General features: G+C 59.5%; 17 protein-coding genes. 7 read left to right on the top strand and 10 right to left on the bottom strand.

All coding sequences use genetic code 11. The annotated features are described in order from the left end of the window. The first annotated feature begins 101 nt into the window (after nucleotides 1–101). From Q1A71_RS16075 to Q1A71_RS16100, 6 genes are all read left to right on the top strand, one after another. On the top strand, nucleotides 102–971 hold the full coding sequence (locus Q1A71_RS16075) for an IclR family transcriptional regulator (RefSeq protein ID WP_299678471.1): 870 nt from the start codon (nucleotides 102–104) through the stop codon (nucleotides 969–971). A 299-nt stretch (nucleotides 972–1,270) separates the two neighbouring features. Then, a complete protein-coding gene (locus Q1A71_RS16080; protein WP_299678474.1) occupies nucleotides 1,271–2,365 on the top strand; it encodes a TRAP transporter substrate-binding protein in 1,095 nt (364 codons plus the stop codon). Nucleotides 2,366–2,470: 105 nt separating this feature from the next. Beyond that, complete coding sequence (locus tag Q1A71_RS16085; RefSeq protein WP_299678477.1) at nucleotides 2,471–3,061, top strand: TRAP transporter small permease subunit; 591 nt, start codon at nucleotides 2,471–2,473, stop codon at nucleotides 3,059–3,061. Between the two features lie 30 nt (nucleotides 3,062–3,091). Continuing rightward, entirely contained in the window at nucleotides 3,092–4,459 is a 1,368-nt protein-coding gene (locus Q1A71_RS16090) for a TRAP transporter large permease subunit (RefSeq protein WP_299678480.1), read from the top strand. Further along, nucleotides 4,456–5,793 (top strand): amidase, encoded by a 1,338-nt coding sequence (locus Q1A71_RS16095; protein ID WP_299678485.1) that lies wholly within the window; start codon nucleotides 4,456–4,458, stop codon nucleotides 5,791–5,793. Before Q1A71_RS16090 ends, Q1A71_RS16095 begins: the two co-directional genes overlap by 4 nt. A 15-nt stretch (nucleotides 5,794–5,808) precedes the next feature. After that, nucleotides 5,809–6,003 carry a hypothetical protein gene (locus Q1A71_RS16100; protein ID WP_299678488.1) on the top strand — a complete coding sequence of 65 codons (195 nt, stop codon included), beginning with the start codon at nucleotides 5,809–5,811 and terminating at the stop codon, nucleotides 6,001–6,003. Nucleotides 6,004–6,027: 24 nt separating this feature from the next. Here Q1A71_RS16100 and Q1A71_RS16105 read toward each other — a convergent pair whose 3' ends face one another. The 5 genes from Q1A71_RS16105 to dctP form a co-directional block, all read right to left on the bottom strand. Then, nucleotides 6,028–7,542, bottom strand: coding sequence for a malonyl-CoA synthase (locus Q1A71_RS16105; protein WP_299678491.1), 1,515 nt, complete (start codon nucleotides 7,540–7,542; stop codon nucleotides 6,028–6,030). Beyond that, a complete protein-coding gene (locus tag Q1A71_RS16110) occupies nucleotides 7,523–8,830 on the bottom strand; it encodes a malonyl-CoA decarboxylase family protein (RefSeq protein ID WP_366140286.1) in 1,308 nt (435 codons plus the stop codon). The genes Q1A71_RS16105 and Q1A71_RS16110 overlap by 20 nt, the downstream gene beginning before the upstream one ends. Further along, the gene (locus tag Q1A71_RS16115; protein WP_299678497.1) at nucleotides 8,794–10,110 is read right to left on the bottom strand and encodes a TRAP transporter large permease; all 1,317 of its coding nucleotides are present in this window, start codon (nucleotides 10,108–10,110) and stop codon (nucleotides 8,794–8,796) included. The genes Q1A71_RS16110 and Q1A71_RS16115 overlap by 37 nt, the downstream gene beginning before the upstream one ends. Next, nucleotides 10,110–10,658 (bottom strand): TRAP transporter small permease, encoded by a 549-nt coding sequence (locus Q1A71_RS16120; protein WP_299678500.1) that lies wholly within the window; start codon nucleotides 10,656–10,658, stop codon nucleotides 10,110–10,112. The genes Q1A71_RS16115 and Q1A71_RS16120 overlap by 1 nt, the downstream gene beginning before the upstream one ends. 62 nt (nucleotides 10,659–10,720) lie before the next feature. Continuing rightward, nucleotides 10,721–11,707: a TRAP transporter substrate-binding protein DctP gene (gene dctP / locus Q1A71_RS16125; RefSeq protein ID WP_299678503.1), complete on the bottom strand. Its 987-nt coding sequence runs from the start codon at nucleotides 11,705–11,707 to the stop codon at nucleotides 10,721–10,723. 132 nt (nucleotides 11,708–11,839) lie between these two features. On the opposite strand from dctP, the gene Q1A71_RS16130 reads away from it, so the two are divergent. Further along, nucleotides 11,840–12,496 (top strand): GntR family transcriptional regulator, encoded by a 657-nt coding sequence (locus tag Q1A71_RS16130; protein ID WP_299678506.1) that lies wholly within the window; start codon nucleotides 11,840–11,842, stop codon nucleotides 12,494–12,496. Nucleotides 12,497–12,498: 2 nt separating this feature from the next. Here the strand turns inward: Q1A71_RS16130 and Q1A71_RS16135 are convergent, their stop codons facing one another. The 5 genes from Q1A71_RS16135 to Q1A71_RS16155 all read right to left on the bottom strand — a co-directional run bounded on the left by Q1A71_RS16135 (nucleotide 12,499) and on the right by Q1A71_RS16155 (nucleotide 17,666). Further along, nucleotides 12,499–12,627 (bottom strand): hypothetical protein, encoded by a 129-nt coding sequence (locus Q1A71_RS16135; protein ID WP_299678509.1) that lies wholly within the window; start codon nucleotides 12,625–12,627, stop codon nucleotides 12,499–12,501. Beyond that, nucleotides 12,624–13,805: a formate dehydrogenase subunit gamma gene (locus tag Q1A71_RS16140; RefSeq protein ID WP_299678512.1), complete on the bottom strand. Its 1,182-nt coding sequence runs from the start codon at nucleotides 13,803–13,805 to the stop codon at nucleotides 12,624–12,626. Before Q1A71_RS16140 ends, Q1A71_RS16135 begins: the two co-directional genes overlap by 4 nt. A gap of 80 nt (nucleotides 13,806–13,885) precedes the next feature. After that, on the bottom strand, nucleotides 13,886–14,482 hold the full coding sequence (gene fdh3B / locus Q1A71_RS16145; RefSeq protein WP_299678515.1) for a formate dehydrogenase FDH3 subunit beta: 597 nt from the start codon (nucleotides 14,480–14,482) through the stop codon (nucleotides 13,886–13,888). A 15-nt stretch (nucleotides 14,483–14,497) separates the two neighbouring features. Then, nucleotides 14,498–17,395 carry a formate dehydrogenase subunit alpha gene (locus Q1A71_RS16150; RefSeq protein WP_299678519.1) on the bottom strand — a complete coding sequence of 966 codons (2,898 nt, stop codon included), beginning with the start codon at nucleotides 17,393–17,395 and terminating at the stop codon, nucleotides 14,498–14,500. A gap of 79 nt (nucleotides 17,396–17,474) precedes the next feature. Then, nucleotides 17,475–17,666, bottom strand: coding sequence for a twin-arginine translocation signal domain-containing protein (locus Q1A71_RS16155; protein WP_299678522.1), 192 nt, complete (start codon nucleotides 17,664–17,666; stop codon nucleotides 17,475–17,477). Nucleotides 17,667–17,705 lie beyond the last annotated feature (39 nt).

Raw genomic sequence — 17,705 nt, forward strand, 5'->3', positions numbered from 1 at the left:
GGTTTTTTTATTTTCAATTTCGCTTTTATAGATCTCATTGAAATAATTTACCGCTCATGTAAAGATAAAGCACATCGATTCTAACTGGTGTGCGACGCGGCATGACATCTCCAAAAAGGCCAAGAGGGCGACCCAAGTCGCAGTTCCGCGAAAGCTCCGCGGGGACACTGCAATCACTGGATCGGGCACTCGGCATCCTGCGGGCGGTGTCCAAGTCCGACCGCGCAACGCTGACAGATCTGTCGCTGTCGCTCGGGGTACCAACGGCGACGACGCACCGCATTTTGACCACATTGCAGAAGCACGGGTTTGTTGCGTTCGACGATGAACGTCAAGACTGGGTGATCGGGATCGAAGCATACCGCATTGGTGTTTCATTTATGAACCGGACCGGCCTCAGCACAGTCAGCCGACCGGTCATGCGCCAGTTGATGGAGAAGACTGGGGAGACAGCCAACCTGGCGATCGCAGATGGGGCCGAGGTGGTCTTTGTTGGGCAGGTCGAGACAAGCAATCCCATCCGGGCCTTTTTTGCACGCGGCACACGCACTTCCATGCACGCCTCGGGCACCGGCAAAGCCATCCTCGCTGCACTGCCCGAGGAACGGGTACGCAAGCTCCTGATGTTGTCGGGGCTTGCGAGTTTTACCGACGCCACGCTTGTGACACCCGATGCACTCTTTGCCGATCTCGCCGAGACTCGCGCACGCGGCTGGTCCTATGATCGCGAGGAACGGTATGAGGGCATGTCTTGCATCGGCAGTGCGATTTACGACGAGCATCAGGAGCCATATGCTGGGGTATCCATATCGGGGCCCAGCACCCGCTTCGATGCGCGCCGCGTTCCTGAGCTTGGTGCAACCGTGGCTCGGGCAGCGCGCGATATCACGGATTTGATTGGTGGACGCTTCCCCGATCACATTGAGAAGCCGCTGGGAACGCGGCCAGGCAACGCAAGCCAAGTGACGTGATGGGTCGAGCAAGCACTGTTCAAAGAAGGGAGAAACCGGGAAAATCCAAGATGAGGCCTCAAAAATTCGCCTTGTGGTTGAACTAACGGATTGTTATTCGGCACTATTTTCTTGCCCAGAATTTGCAACCATCTAAGTTAGTCAGGTACTATCGGGACAGTTCGGCACGGGTGTGGCGGAGGAGCGAGACACCGTTGCGAGGTCTGCATATGCGGGCAAGCTGTCATCAGATATACATCATTCACCGAGCGCTATGCTCATATCTTGCGGACCGCCGTGTCCGACCAAAGGGAGGAAATATGAAAGAACAACTGAACCGCAGAAAGTTCCTGCGTGGATCCGCCGTTGCGGGTGCAGCCGCGCTCGCGACGCCGGCGATTGCGCAGGACAGCGGCACCACATTGAAGATGCAAGCAGCCTGGGGCGGCGGCATCTTTCTTGAAAACGCGCAGTCCTTCGCGGCACGCGTCAACGAGATGTCCGGCGGATCGCTCACCATCGAAGTGCTTTCCGTCGACGCCGTCGTGAAAACCAGCCAGATGCAGGACGCCGTGCACCGCGGCGTGCTCGATGCGGCCCATTACGTGCCCGCCTATTGGTACGGCAAATCCAAGGCGGCCTCGCTCTTCGGCACCGGTCCATGTTTCGGCTGGTCGAGCCAGGAGGTGCTGGGCTGGGTCTACGCCGGTGGTGGCCAGGAGCTCTTTGACGAGCTGATGGAGACGCTGCGCCTGAACGTGGTGTCGTTCTTCAACTCGCCGATGCCTGCGCAGCCGCTTGGTTGGTTCAACCAGGAAATCACCGATGCCAGCCAGATGAACGGTCTAAAGTACCGGACCGTTGGTCTGGCCGCTGACGTTCTGCTGGAAATGGGTATGTCGGTGGTGCAGCTTCCGGGCGGTGAGATTCAACCGGCGATGAAGTCGGGACTGATCGATGCGGCGGAGTTCAACAACCCGACGTCCGACCGCGATTTCGGCATGCAGGACGTCTCCAAGCATTATCACCTGGCGTCCTTCCACCAGAGCCAGGAGTTCTTTGAGGTCACGATCAACAAAGACAAGTTCAACGCGCTCAGCGATGATCACAAGGCGATCATCAAGAACGCGTCGATGGCAGAGAATTCCGGCTTTTACTGGGGCAACACCAAGCGCTATTCCGATGACCTGCTGAAGCTTCAGGAAACCGATGGCGTGAACGTCTACCGCACCCCGGATTCGGTCATGGCAGCTCAGCTCGAGGCTTGGGATGTGGTCGCAAACCGCATTGCAGAAGAAGACCCCTTCTTCGCCAAGGTGATGGAATCGCAGAAGGCTTATGCCAAGAACGTGATGAACTATCTGAACCTCAACCAGCCGGACTATAAGCTGGCCTACAACCACTACTTCGGCTGATCCTGACGGATGAACCAACGAGGTCGGGTGCCGCGGTGCCCGACCTTTTCATCGGCGCTGCATACCTCGACAGAAAACGCTCGCGCCGCCACAGGGAAGACAGACATGAAATTCGTTCACTCCATCGAGGGGCTGAGCCTTTGGGTCGGGCGCGCCTTTGGCTGGTGCATTCTGATCCTGACGCTATCGGTCTCCTACGAGGTCTTCGTGCGTTATGTGCTCAACGCGCCGACGGTCTGGGCCTTCGACATGATGATCCAGATGTATGGTGCACTGTTTCTTATGTGTGGGGCATATGCGCTGGCGCAGGACACACACGTGCGCGCCGACGTGATTTATCGCCTTTTGCCGATCAAAGTGCAGGCGGGCCTGGATTTTCTGCTCTACTTCCTCTTTTTCTTCCCAGGGGTCCTTGCGCTCGCTTGGTATGGCTATGAGATCGCCTCCGACAGCTGGCGCTACCGGGAAGTGAGTTTCAACAGCCCCGCGAGCATCCAAATCTATTTCTTCAAATCGCTGATCCCGGTGGCGGGTGTGCTGCTCTTAATCCAGGGCAGTGCGGAACTGGTACGCTGTGTCAAAGCGATGCGCACCGGCGCCTGGCCTGAACGCCTCGCTGACGTGAAAGAAACCGAAGACCTGCTGTCCGAAAGCGACCTGGCCGAAATCCGCGCCATTCACCCCGGCAAGAAATGACGTCGCTGACGCCTCAAGAAAGTTGACAAGATGACAGATCCCCAAGTCGCCCTTCTGATGCTGGGCCTATTCATCGTGCTGGTCCTGTTGGGCTTTCCCATCGCGTTCACCCTGCTCGCCATGGGTGTGGCCTTCGGCTATTACGCCTATTACCAAGGCGGCCCGATCGACAGCTTCGGCGACATCTTCAACAACAACATCTTCTACCTACTGAACCAGAATACCTATTCGGTGATGGAGAACCCCACGCTGGTGGCCATCCCGCTGTTCCTCTTCATGGGCTATGTGGTGGAGCGCGCCAACATCGTCGACAAGCTCTTCTTCTCGCTCTACCAGGCCGCGCGTAACCTGCCCGGCTCGCTGGCGATTGCAGCGCTACTCACCTGCGCCGTGTTTTCGACCGCCTCGGGGATCGTGGGCGCGGTGGTCACGTTGATGGGCCTGCTGGCTTTCCCGGCGATGGCCAATGCGAATTACAACAAGAGCTTTGCCTCGGGCGTGATCTGCGCGGGCGGGACGCTGGGGATTCTGATCCCGCCGTCGATCATGCTGATCGTCTACTCCGCCATCGCCGATCTCTCGCCCCTGCGGCTCTACGCGGCAGCCGTCTTCCCAGGGCTGCTGCTGGCCGGGCTCTACATCGTCTACGTGATCGTGCGGGTCTGGTTCACGCCGTCGCTGGCGCCCAAACCGCAGATGGATGATGTGCCCCCGCCGCGTGAGATATATTGGAACCTTCTGGTCAGCTTCGTGCCGCTCACTGTGCTGATCGCGCTGGTGCTGGGCTCCATCCTGGGCGGGCTCGCAACCCCGGCCGAGGCCGCCGCTATGGGCGCGCTTGGCGGTATGGTGCTGGCAGTGCTCTACCGGTCAATGACTTGGACCAAGCTCAAGGAAAGCGTGTTTCTGACCGCAAAGGCCACAGCCATGGTCTGCTGGCTCTTCGTGGGCTCCTGGACCTTTGCCTCCGTCTTCTCCTACCTCGGCGGACACGACATCATCGCCGACTGGGTGGGCGGGATGGATCTGGAGCCCTGGCAGTTCCTGGTGCTGGCGCAGATCATCATCTTCCTGCTGGGCTGGCCGCTGGAATGGTCCGAGATCCTAATCATTTTTGTTCCGATCTTCCTGCCGCTCTTGGAAGTCTTTGGCGTGAACCCCTATTTCTTCGCGATGCTGGTGGCGCTGAACCTGCAGACCTCCTTCTTGACCCCGCCCATGGCCATGTCGGCCTACTATCTAAAAGGGGTGCTCAAGAAACAGATCGAACTGATGGAGATTTTCCGCGGGATCATGCCCTATCTGGGGATCGTGATCCTGACAATGGTGCTGATGTATCAGTTTCCCGGCATCGCACTGTGGTTCCCCGACTATCTCTTCGGGGTCTATGTGCCGTGAAGACCAAGCCACACGAGCTGACAGCGACAGAGGCCGCCGCATATATTGCGGCGGGCCGTCTGTCGTCAGTGCAGCTTGTACAGTCCTGCCTGGACCGCATTGCCGAGACAGATGACCACGTTAAAGCGTGGGCGCATCTCGATCCGGAGGCGGCCATGGCGCAGGCCGCGGCCTGCGACAAGCACAAGCAAGCGGGGCTGGCGCTGGGTTCGCTGCACGGGCTGCCGGTAGGCCTGAAAGACATTATCGACACGCGCGATATGCCGACGGAGCGCGGCACGCCTATCTTCGCTGGTCGCCAACCTGACGAAGATGCACGCGTCGTCGAGATGCTGCGCGAAGCCGGTGCGGTGATACTGGGGAAGACTGTTACGACCGAACTTGCCTTCATGCACCCGAGCGACACACGCAACCCAATGAACCCGGCGTATTCGCCCGGTGGGTCCTCCAGCGGGTCGGCAGCAGCCGTCGCAGCCGGGCATATGCCGTTCGCCGTCGGCACGCAGACCAACGGCTCAGTGATCCGACCGGCGTCCTTCTGCGGCACCTTCGGGTTCAAACCGACGCGCGGGACGATCCCGCGCACAAGCGTGCTGCAAACCTCAAAGTCTCTCGACCAGCTAGGGACCTTTGCGCGCACTCTGGAGGATGCTGCTCTCTTGGCCGACGCCATCTCGGGACATGATCAGCGCGACAGCGAGAGCTTTGGCCACGCGCGACCCGACATGGCCGCCGGCGCCCGCGCGACACCACCGATGGAGCCCGATCTGGTCTGGCTGAATCTGCCCTTCTACGACCGCCTTTCGGAGGCGGCGCAAGACGGGTTGGATGGCGTGATGGATGTGCTGGGACCGCGCGTGACCCGCATGGACCCGGCAGACCAGCTCTCAGAGCTGGTGGCGGTGCAGGCCCGCATCCATGAATATGAGATCGTGCAGCACCAGGGACATGTATTTGACGCGCATTGGGATCAGATCAGTGACACGCTGAAACCGATCTTGACCCGCGCGCGCAAAATCGGCGCTGCGGAATATGAGGACGCACTTGCAGTAAAGGCTTCAGCCGAGAGTTTTTTTGACGACTTCTTCACCGAATTCGACGCCATCATCGCCCCCGCCGCTGCTGGAGAGGCCCCGCGGTTTGGGGACGGCACGGGCGATCCAATCTTCTGCACGCTCTGGACACTTGCCGGCCTGCCGTGCGTGACGTTACCGCTGCTCGTTGGAGAAACCGGTCTTCCTATCGGCGTGCAACTGGTCGGCCCGGCCCATAAGGACGACCGCCTGCTGCGCACCGCAGCCTGGGTTCAACGACATGTCGCAGCTGCGACCTGAGATGAGGACAAAGGGATGTCATACACCGTAAAACTGATCGTCGGCTTGATCGGTACCGCCCTCCTGGTGATCTTCGTAGGAGAGCTGTCACACAGCATCTCCACCGGATTTGCCGGATTCTGGGGCGGGTTGCCCTTCATGGTGATCGTCATCATCGTCTGTGCCATGGCGATCTATGATTACTGGGACGAATGTATCCGGAAGAAGTAAGGCCGCGCCAAAACACGCGCCCGGCTACTCCGTGAAAAGCGTGCCATAGTCCTGACGTAACAGGTTCTTTTGCACTTTGCCCATTGTGTTGCGCGGCAGTTCGGGCAGCGTGATCAATTTTCGCGGATGTTTGAAACGCGCAAGCTTTGCCCTCACCGCTGCACCAATAGCGTCCAGATCCGGCGCCTGGCCGTTTTCAGCGACGAGAAAGCCAACGACGGTTTCACCAAAATCAGGATGCGGAACGCCCACCACGGCGCTTTCCAGAACACCGGGCTGGTCGTCCAGCAAGCCTTCGATCTCCTTGGGATAGATGTTGTAGCCGCCCGAGATGATCAGGTCCTTGTTCCGCCCGACGATCTGCAGATAGCCCTGATCGTCAATCAGCCCGAGATCGCCGGTGATGAAGAACCCATCCTCGCGCAGCTCTTCGCGGGTCTTGTCCGGCATTTGCCAGTAGCCCTTGAACACGTTTGGGCCGCGCACTTCGATCTGGCCAATCTCGCCATCCGGCAGCTTGGCGCCGGTCACCGGATCGGTGATCTTCAACTCGACGCCAGCCAGCGGAAAGCCCACGGTGCCCGCGCGCCGGGCGCCATCGTAGGGGTTCGATGTGTTCATGTTAGTTTCGGTCATGCCGTAGCGTTCGAGGATGCGATGACCGGTGCGTTTCTCGAATTGCAGATGCGTTTCGGCCAGCAAGGGCGCGCTGCCGGACACGAAGAGGCGCATGTGCCCGACCAGCGCCTTCGTGAACCGTTCATCGTCGAGCAAGCGGGTATAGAAAGTTGGAACCCCCATCATCGCGGTCGCACTGGGCAGATGCGCAATCACAGCGTCGAGATCGAACTTCGGCAGGAAGATCATCGACCCACCCGCCAGCAGCATCACGTTGGTGGCCACGAAGAGCCCATGCGTGTGAAAAATCGGCAAGGCGTGCAACAGGACGTCTTCCGCCGTGAACCGCCAAGTGTCGACCAGCGTCTCGGCGTTGGAGAGCAGATTGACCTGCGTCAGCATCGCCCCTTTTGACCGGCCTGTGGTGCCGGAGGTGTAGAGGAAGGCGGCAAGGTCCTCAGCGCCGCGATCCGCTGTGTGAAACTGCTTCGGCTGCGCCGTCGCGCGCTCGGAGAGTGTCCCACCGCCCTGCGCGTCGAGCGTTTCCAGCCGGGCGCCCGACGCTGATGCGATCGGGCGCAGACGCTCCGCTGCTGCCGGATCGCAGACGAGCAAACCAGCGCCACTGTTTTCAACGAAATACGCCAGCTCCGCTGCGGTGTAGCCCGTGTTCAAGGGCAAAAAGACAATGCCCGCCTGCACGGCCGCGGCGTAGGCGGCCAGCGCATGCGGTGATTTTTCAACCTGCAGCGCAAGCCGGTCGCCCGGTTTCAGGCCAATCTCTGAAAAGGCGTTTGCGTATTGCCCGGCCATGGCGAGAAAGGTGGCATGGGTGATGGCGCTGCCGTCGCCCAGGTGCAGGAACGGCGTGGTTCGCCCTGCGTGACGGCCAAAGAGCTGATCAAAGAGAGGGTTCGCCATTCAAATTTCCCTGATCTCTCGTCCCGGATATTCCTGCAGCCAAATCCTGTACGTGCGCGGACGCCGCAATTGCGTATCCGCCGGCGTAACCTTCATGGTTCTGCGCGATCATTGCGCGGTCGTAAAGGTAGTTGACCATGACACCGCCCGACTGTGCTAATCCGTTCGGCGAAATGTCTGCTCTTGCGTGCACATCGTGCACCAGTGCGCCATTGCCCAAATGGAACCGCGCGACGGCGTCGTGCGGGCTGCCATCGCATCGCTTTGCATTCATGATGTAATGTGCCGCATGCCGGCGTTGCCGATCCGGATCTGACCCAATGGTCAAGTCATGGTTCCGCACCCAGTCCAGTAGTCTGGGAACGGGCGACAGAGTGACGAATGTTTCGAGACCGGGCAGGTCCCGACAGAGATCAGCGACCACCTGTTTGATCAGAAAATTGCCGAAAGAAATGCCCGCCAGACCTGCTTGGCAATTCGAGATTGAATAAAACACCGCCGTATCCGCCTCTTCTGCTGGCAGTTCTTCGCGTCCGTCCAAGAGCAAATCCTGTATGGAGGCCGGAATACCGCGGGTCAAAGCAACCTCAACGAAGATCAGCGGCTCGTTGGGCATCGCGGGGTGGAAGTAGGCAAAGCAACGGCGATCACTCGGCTCCACACGACGACGCAATTCATCCCAGCTGTCAATCGCGTGGACCGCCTCATAAGCGATGATCTTCTCCAAAACATCAGCCGGGCTCTCCCAGTTGACAGGCAACAGCACCAGAAAGCCTCGGTTGAACCAGGAAGACAGAAGATGTCGCAGATCCTCGTCAACCGGCTCCAACTCCGGATGCATCGCGATCAGCGATAGAAGATCTTGCCGCATCTGCACCAACTGTGCCGTCGCCCCTGGCACCTGATTGAGCCGGCGCGCCAATTCCTGCCGCTTCGGTTCAGCGGCGGCGGCAAATTGTCGATATGTCTCGCCGGATGGTTCTGCTTCGAAAACCGCGAGTGTTTCGCGAACGGCGTTGGGATCAAGACCCAAATCCTCTGCGAGAAACTGAAAAAACCGCAATCTGTCAGTCGGGTTCATATCCGCGTAGAGATCGAGAATATGCCGCGCCGTTTCCGCCCCTGAAATTTCGCCAGAAGTGCCCAATAAGATGGCGCAGAGCTCGGGCATGGACCGGCCTGCCAGATCGGGCTCCAGGGCGCTTCGGTAACGCCGTTCAAAAACGGTGGACAGCAGGTCGGCCAGGAAGCTCAAGACCCCGGGCCCATGACTGCATCGGGCAACCATGTCGCCAGACCGGGAAAGAGGCACAGCAGGATAATCGCAATGACCATGCACGCGACAAATGGCAGCGACCCGGTCAGAATGGTCTTGAGAGAGATATCCGGCGCGATCCCGTTGATCACATAGAGATTGAGACCGACCGGGGGGCTGATCAATCCGATCTCCATATTGATCGTCAGAACAACCGCAAACCAAATCGGATCGAACCCCGCGGTGGTTATGATCGGCAGCAGGATGGGTGCCGCCATCAGGATCACTGCGACGGGCGGCAGAAAAAAGCCGGCGATGAGCAGGAAGACATTCACCGTGCCCATCAGCACCCATCGGTTCACATCCAGCGTGCCGATCCATTCGGCGATGGATTGCGTGATGAAGAGGCTGGACAGCATGTAGGAAAAAACGCCCGCAGCAGCGATGATGAAGAGGATCATCACGCTTTCCTTGGTGCTGTCGCGCAGCACATGCCAGAGCGCCTTGGGGCTCCAGAGCTTGTAGATGACCATTGCGATGATCAGGCACAGCAGAGCGCCTACAGCGGCGGTCTCCGACGGTGTCGCGATGCCGCCGTACATCGCATAGAGGACACCGATGATGATCCCGATAAAGGGCAACACCCTCGGCAGAATCTCCAGCCGTTCCCTCCATGAATAGGTGCCCGCCGTCAAAAGTTTGGCGCTTCCGCTCTTCCAGGTGGAGTAGAGCGACCACGCCATAAAGAGTGCCACCAGCAGAAGCCCCGGAATCACGCCGGCCAGGAACAATCGACCAATCGATGTCTCCGTCGCGATGCCGTAGACAATCATCGTGACCGACGGTGGGATGAGAATACCCAACGTGCCACCCGCCGCGATGGAGCCGGCCGCAACACCGTCCGGGTACCCGCGTCTGCGCATCTCCGGGATGCCCATCTTACCGATGGCCGCGCAGGTTGCCGGGCTCGACCCAGACATGGCGGCAAAAAGAGCACAGGCGCCGAGGTTTGAGATCACCAGCCCACCAGGCACGCGGGTAAGCCAGCGTTCAAGCGCCTCATAGAGGTCCGCGCCGGCCCGTGTCGATGCGATCGACGCGCCCATGATGATAAACATCGGGATCGAGAGCAGCGCAAAATTATCGAGCTTACCAAAGAGGATTTCCGGCATCAGCTCCAGGCTGCGCAGCCCATCAAAAACAATCAAAAAGCCCGCCGAAACAATCAGTAGTCCCACCGCAACCGAAACACCGGAGAACAGCACAATGATCGTGCAGACCGCGACCAGCGCGCCAAGAACAAGCGGGTCCATCAGTCTTCCTCCAGGCCGAAAGGCGCTTCGGCGCCGGTCAGCACACCCACGAGGTCAGCGATGAGCTGCAGCAACAGGAGCCCGAACCCCACGGGAAGCGCGAGATAGGGAATCCACAAACGCACCCCCCAGACCGTGTCTGATTTCCAGCCGCGATCCCAGGCAAAGTGCCAGTACTCATAGCCATACCAAAGCATGATCGCGATGATCACTATAGACAGCGACAGGGTTATGACCGCCAACACACGTCGCGCCGACACTGGGAGGGCAATTGGGACGAGGTCCACATTCACATGTCCGCGAAGGCGCTGGACGTATGGCAGGCCGACCAGCGTAGCACCGATCACGAGATAGATGACCATCTCGGTTTGCCATACAGTCGATTGATTGAGGACGAACCGCACGAAAATCATCTGGCACGTAATTGCCACGGCCAGAACAATCATCGCGGCCGAGCACCAGCCGGCCAGATGAGACAAGACGGCCACTGCGCGCAAAAACGGGTGGCTCCCGACCCCTGCGGTCGTAGCATTGTTTTTGCCAGTCATAAGAGGTGTTCCAATCGAATGAAGGGCGACGTGGGCGATGAAGGATCACCGCCCACCGCAGCCTATTCGACAGCCAGTGCCATATCGAGCAACTGCTGCCCGTCCGGGACTTCTTCCACAAAGGCCTTGAACGACGTCTCTTTCGCGATCGCCTGCCAGGCGGCGAAGTCATCGGCGCTCATTTGTGCGATTTCGACCCCGGCCTCTTCGAACACTTTCACCGAGGCCGCATCCTGTTTTTTGGCCTCTTCGAGGTAAAAGGCCTCCGCCTTCTTGGACGCCTCCAGCAGTGCGGTTTTCTGGGCTTCCGTCAGACCCTCGAAGGTGGATTTGTTCATCAAGACTGGCTGATACATGAACCACAGCGCGATGTCCGAGGCAGGCGTATAGCAACTCACCTGTTCGTAGATGCGATAGGACACGAAAGAGGAGGACGATGTATTCGCCGCGGTCAGCACTCCGGTCTGCATGGCGTTGTAAATCTCGGAGGACGCCATGGACGCAATGGAGGCGCCCGCTCCAGCCAGCATCTGTTCGAATGCCTTGCCCGCGGCGCGTGTCTGCTGGCCAGCAACATCTTCAGGTTTGGTGATGCATTTGTCCTTTCCAACAAAGCCACCGGCCAGATAGCCGTGCACCAGCACCATCACGTCATCATCGGCCATCTTGGCCTCAAGCGCCTCCATGAACGGGCTCTCGCTCAGCCGCGCGGCATGGTCGTGGTTCTTCACCAGGCCCGGCATCAGCGTGAGGTTATAGGCGGGTTGCTGACCGCCGGCATAGCTCAGCGGCAGCACGGTCATGTCGAGTTGTCCACGGCTCAGTGGCTTGTACTGCTCACGCGGTTTGAACAGTGACTTTGAGCCGAAAATCTTGATCTCAAGATCAACATCGGCAGCTGCGACCTCGTCGGCGATGATCTGCGCCACTTGATGACGCACGTCCTTATTCGACCACTGATGCGACAGGCGCAATTCGGTCGCCTGTGCCGTTGCAGCCCCGGCAAACAAACCAGCGGCTAAGGCTGCAGTACGCAATGATAGCTTCATGTTCTCCTCCCAGAATGCCGGAGCTTTTGGTCCGGTTACTGACGGAGCATTGAATTCTCCGCATTCAAAGTCAACATTTTTGTATACAATATGGATGTTGTCGGACACGGCCTTTATCTTTAGTTTCTCGGCATGACTCTGAGACATGCAGACAGAATAGCGGACGCACTCGAGGAACTGATCTTCACTGGGCAGTTCGACGATGGTGATCGGTTGGATGAAATCAGCTTGGCCAACCACTTTGGTGTCTCTCGCACGCCGATCCGCGAGGCGTTGCAACGTTTGGTCGCATCCGGCATCGCCGAACAACTGCCCCGACGTGGCGTTTTCGTGCGCCAGCCGGGACCTGTGGAACTGATGGAGATGTTCGAAACCATGGCTGAGATTGAGGCGGTGTGTGGCCGTCTCGCAGCGCGACGCATTTCCGAAGACGCCCTCTCGGACCTTGAACAATCCAATGCCAGATGTCGAGACGCTGTAGCCAAGGGCGATTCAGATGCCTACTACCGCGAAAACGAGAGGTTCCATCACACGATCTATGCGCAGTCCGGTAACAGCTACCTCGCCAGCCAGGCGCAGCGCTTGCATCGGCGGTTGCAACCCTTTCGGCGGTTGCAATTACGCCTGCGCGGACGGATGGCTCAGTCCATGGCGGAACACGAGGACATCGTTGAAGCGCTGACCGCAGGAAACGATGAGCGCGCGGCAACTGCACTGCGCGATCATGTCGGCATACAAGGCGAGAAGTTTCGACATCTCATGACCGAACTGCGCACCGCCGCTCAGTAGGTTTAGTCGTCGAGCCGGACAGCCGGGCCACTGCCCTGCTCTGCTGCGGTAAAACCTGCCTCGTTCAATACGAAGCTGGCTCCGACAGAGATAACAGCCATGGCGCCGAAGGCGAGGACGATCTCTCTCATGTCGAACCCGGCTCTGTACGTTTCTGCTCAACCTCCGCCGTCCAGAGGCTATGGTGTTCCCGCGCCCATTGCAGTTCGACCTCACCGTCACCCATAGCGGCATAAGCGCCTTCCATGCCGACTGATCCGATGTAGATATGTGCGATGATGATTGCCATCAAAACGAAACTGACGATTGCGTGCCAGAGCTGCGCGTATTGCATCTCTTCGTGAGGCGCGAGCGATGTATTCAACTCGCCGAGCCCGATCAATTGCGGCAACCCAAGCGCATTGAGCTTTTCGAACGTGGGCGCAAACATCGGCAGTTCGAACGGGAAGAGCAAGGACAGCCCCGAGGCAGAAATTGAGCCTCCGAGGATGATCACCGACCAGAAAATCAGCTTTTGCCCGGCATTGAACTTCTTGGCCGGTGGGTGACCGCCGCCAAAAATACCACCGCCCTTGAGAATCCAGTTGACGTCCGTTCGGTCAGGAAGGTTGTGCACAACCCAGAAGACGAAGACGAGAATGAGCGCCAGCATGAAGGCCCAGGAGACGTTGTTGTGCACCCATTTCGACGCTATGGCGATGGTCGCAAACGCCTCGTGCCCAAAAGCGGGGATCAGCACCTTGCGGCCCGCCAGCGTGATAATCCCTGTGATGCCAAGCAGGATAAACGACCCCGCCAACAGCCAGTGCGCGAACCGCTCTGCCGCCTTGAAGCGGAGAATAGTTCGACCAGTCTTTTCACCATCAATGCGGATGCGGCCACGGATAAGATAGAAAAGGGTCAGCAGCACGACCATTCCTCCGAGCAACCCGGTGCCATAAGTCAAGAGCGGCCCCTCACGGAACACCAGCCAGCGCATACCACCGTCCTGAATAAGCACTTCCGCCGCGGGGCCCCGCGCTTGTGTCGTGATGGCGGCGGTGTTGTAGCGGTAGGCCCGCCACAGATCCGGATCGGACGCCCCACCTAACGTCCCAAGCTGTTCTGTTGTCGCTGCAGCGGTGTCAGGGTTGCCTGTCTGGCCGCTCCGAAAAGTATCGTCGATCTTGAGGCCTTCTTGCCTCTTGAGAATATCCTCAAGTGTCTGAGCACCGCCGGTGGCGCTGCGGTCTACAGGCGTGGCCTCCTGTGCCTGCATGGCAGTCGAGAGGCCGAACGTCAGAACGAGAATACACAGAAATCGGAGCATGGACGTACCCTGTTCAGTCAAGACAGCCGGGGCGGCCCGATTGAGCCGCCCCGCAAGAGTTCACAACCCTAAGGCGAAGGTCAACCGCCTTTCTGATCGTAGGCGGTACCCCAGCCCCAGGCGCCGGAGCCGAAGCCGCGGGCAACGACACGTTCGCGGTAGATGTTCGCTACGACATCGCCGTCCCCGGCCAGCAGCGCTTTGGTGGCACACATCTCGGCACAGATCGGCAGTTTCCCTTCCGCGATCCGGTTGCGGCCGTATTTGGCAAACTCGGCGGTGGAGTTGTTTTCTTCCGGGCCTCCAGCGCAGAAGGTGCATTTGTCCATCTTACCACGGGACCCGAAGTTGCCCGCTTGTGGGAACTGCGGTGCACCAAAGGGGCAAGCATAAAAGCAGTACCCGCAGCCGATGCACAGATCCTTGGAGTGCAGGACAACGCCTTCTTCGTTCTGATAGAAGCAATCCACCGGACAGACGGCCATGCAGGGCGCGTCCGAGCAATGCATGCAAGCGACAGAGATCGAGCGCTCCCCCGGCTTGCCGTCATTGATCGTGACGACCTTGCGGCGGTTGATGCCCCACGGCACTTCGTGCTCGTTCTTACAGGCGGTGACGCAGGCGTTGCATTCGATGCAGCGTTCGGCGTCGACGAGAAATTTTGCTCTAGCGGCCATTGTTCATGTCCTCCCTTACGCTGCCCAGATCTTGCAGAGAGTCGATTTCGTCTCCTGCATCTGGGTCACGCTGTCATAGCCATAGGTCTGCGCGGTATTCGACGCCTCCCCTAGAACATAGGGATCGGCCCCTTCGGGATATTTGTCCCTCAGATCGACGCCCTCCATGTGCCCACCGAAGTGAAAGGGCATGAAGGCGACACCGGCCTCGACCCGCTCGGTGACCATGGCCATGACTTTGACCTTGCCGCCCTCGGGGCCTTCGACCCAGACCTGTTCACCGTCCCGGAGACCAAGGTTGTTGGCATCGCGCGGGTTCACCTCGACGAACATGTCCTGCTGGAGTTCCGCGAGCCAGGGGTTGGAGCGCGATTCGTCGCCCCCGCCCTCGTATTCGACCAGCCGCCCGGAGGTGAGGATGATCGGGTACTCTTCCGAGAAATCCTGCTCCTGGATCGACTTATACATGGTTGGCAGGCGCCAGAACTTCTTGTCCTCATAGGTCGGATAGTCGGCCACAAGGTCACGCCGGTTGGTATAGAGTGGCTCGCGGTGCACGGGCACCGGGTCAGGGAAGGTCCAAACAACGGCACGGGCCTTGGCGTTACCGAAGGGCGCACAACCATGCTTGATCGCGACCCGCTGGATACCGCCCGACAGGTCGGTTTTCCAGTTAGCGCTCGGACCTCCGACAGCCTCAATCGCGGCGCGTTCATCGTCAGTCAAATCACCGTCCCAGCCCAGATCCATCAGCATCTGCATAGTAAATTCCGGATACCCGTCCTGGATTTCCGCACCTGGATTCGAAACCCCCTCGGCCAACAGGTTGTCGCCATCCCGTTCCACGCCAAAGCGCGCCCGGAATGCCAAACCGCCCTCTGCCACCGGCAGCGACATGTCGTAGAGGTTGGCCGTACCGGGGTGGTTCATCTCGGCGGTTCCCCAGCAGGGCCAAGGCATGCCGTAGAAATCACCATCCGCCGGTCCACCCACGGCCCGCAGCGTCGTGCGGTCGAAGGTGTGCTGGTTCGCCATGTGCATTTTCAGCCGCTCCGGCGATTGGCCGGTGTAGCCAATGGTCCACATTCCCTTGTTGAACTCGCGGGTGATGTCTTCGATCACCGGCTCGTCGCCATCCATTGCGATGTTGCGGAAGAGTTTGTCGTGGAAGCCGAGCTTCTTGGCGAACATCGACATAATCGTGTGATCGGGCAGCGATTCGAAGATCGGGTCGACCACCTTGTCTCGCCACTGCAGCGAGCGGTTCGACGCGGTGCAAGACCCCCGCGTCTCGAACTGTGTACACGCCGGCAGCAGATACACCCCATCGGTCCGGTCCTGCATCACAGCCGAGACAGTCGGATAGGGGTCGATGACCACCATCATGTCCAGCTTCTCCATCGCCGTCTTCATCTCTTTCTGACGGGTCTGCGAGTTGGGCGCATGGCCCCAGAGGAACATGACGCGCGTGTTGTCGGGCTGGTCGATATTCTCCTTGTCTTCCAGAACACCGTCGATCCAGCGCGACACCGGGATACCGGTCTCGTTCATCATCAGGCGATCTTCGCCATCCTTGCCCGCGCCTTCCATCACGGAGAACCGCGATTTCAACCAGTCGAGGTCTTCTTCCCAGACCCGCGCCCAATGGGCCCAGGAGCCGGGCTTGAGCCCGTAGTATCCAGGTAGCGTATTGGCCAGAACGCCAAGATCCGTCGCGCCCTGCACGTTGTCGTGGCCGCGGAAGATGTTGGTGCCGCCACCCGCGGTGCCCATGTTGCCCAAGGCCAGCTGCAACACACAATACGCACGCGTATTGTTATTGCCATTGGTGTGTTGCGTGCCGCCCATGCACCAGATCACCGTGCCGGGGCGATTGTTGACCAGCGTGCGCGCGACACGACGAAGCTGGCTGCCTGGTGCACCGGTGACACGCTCCACCTCTTCCGGTGTCCATCTGGCCACCTCTTCTTTGATCTGATCCATGCCCCAGACACGGGTGCGGATGAACTCCTTGTCCTCCCACTCGTTTTCGAAGATGTGCCAGAGAATGCCCCACACGAGCGCCACGTCGGTGCCCGGACGGAAGCGAACAAATTCATCCGCGTGCGCTGCGGTGCGCGTAAAGCGCGGGTCGCAGACGATCAGCGGCGCGTTGTTCTGCTCTTTCGCCTTCAGCATGTGCAACAGCGACACGGGGTGCGCCTCAGCCGGGTTGCCGCCGATCAGGAACATCGCCTTGGAATTGTGGATGTCGTTGTAGCTGTTGGTCATGGCGCCGTAGCCCCAAGTATTCGCCACACCCGCCACCGTGGTCGAGTGGCAGATCCGCGCCTGGTGGTCCACGTTGTTGGTGCCCCAGTAGGCCGCGAATTTACGGAACAGATAGGCCTGTTCATTGTTGTGCTTCGCTGAGCCCAACAGATAGATCGAATCCGGCCCGCTTTCCTCGCGCACCTTCATCATCCCATCGCCGATTTCCTCGATGGCCTGCTCCCAGGAGATGCGCTTCCACTCACCGCCCTCTTTCTTCATCGGGTACTTCAGGCGACGCTCGCCATGCGCGTGCTCGCGTACCGCAGCCCCCTTGGCGCAATGCGCACCGAGGTTGAAGGGACTGTCCCAGCCGGGCTCCTGCCCGGTCCAGACCCCGTTGGAGACTTCGGCGATTACCGTGCAGCCCACCGAGCAGTGCGTGCAGACCGATTTAATGGTTTCAACCGCACCGGCTGCCGCGGTGGCCGCAGAGGCCTGCGTGACCGTGCCACCGGTCGCTGAAATCGCGGCGAGGCCGCCGATTGCCAGACCAGAGCCGCGCAGAAATGCGCGACGATCTACAGATTTTGTTGCCACGTCCGACAGGATTCTCGACCGCCCTGCGCGCTGCGTGACCGAATTGGTCTTTTTCCTTAGCATGTTTCCCTCCCTTGCTGCCCCGTTGAGGTGGCTGGGTTTTTGTGAATGGTCTCAGACCCGCGATGCGGATCAGGACAGCCTAGAACCGGGCGCTGTCGAAATAGGCGCGTGTGTGAGCCGTGTCCTGCATCTTGTCGGACGCGGGATCGACAGCTGCGGCCTCGGCCTGTTGCCCACCAGCGGCCACGGCAACCGCCGCTGCCGGGGCTGCGGTGCCTGCCAGCTTCAGGAAACCCCGGCGGCTGGTCTGGTCTTGCGCATCTTTGCTCATCAGTCTTTCTCCCTTTCGTCTCTCTTCGGGCGGCGTCCC

This window comes from uncultured Roseobacter sp., from assembly GCF_947493125.1.
GTDB lineage: Bacteria > Pseudomonadota > Alphaproteobacteria > Rhodobacterales > Rhodobacteraceae > Roseobacter.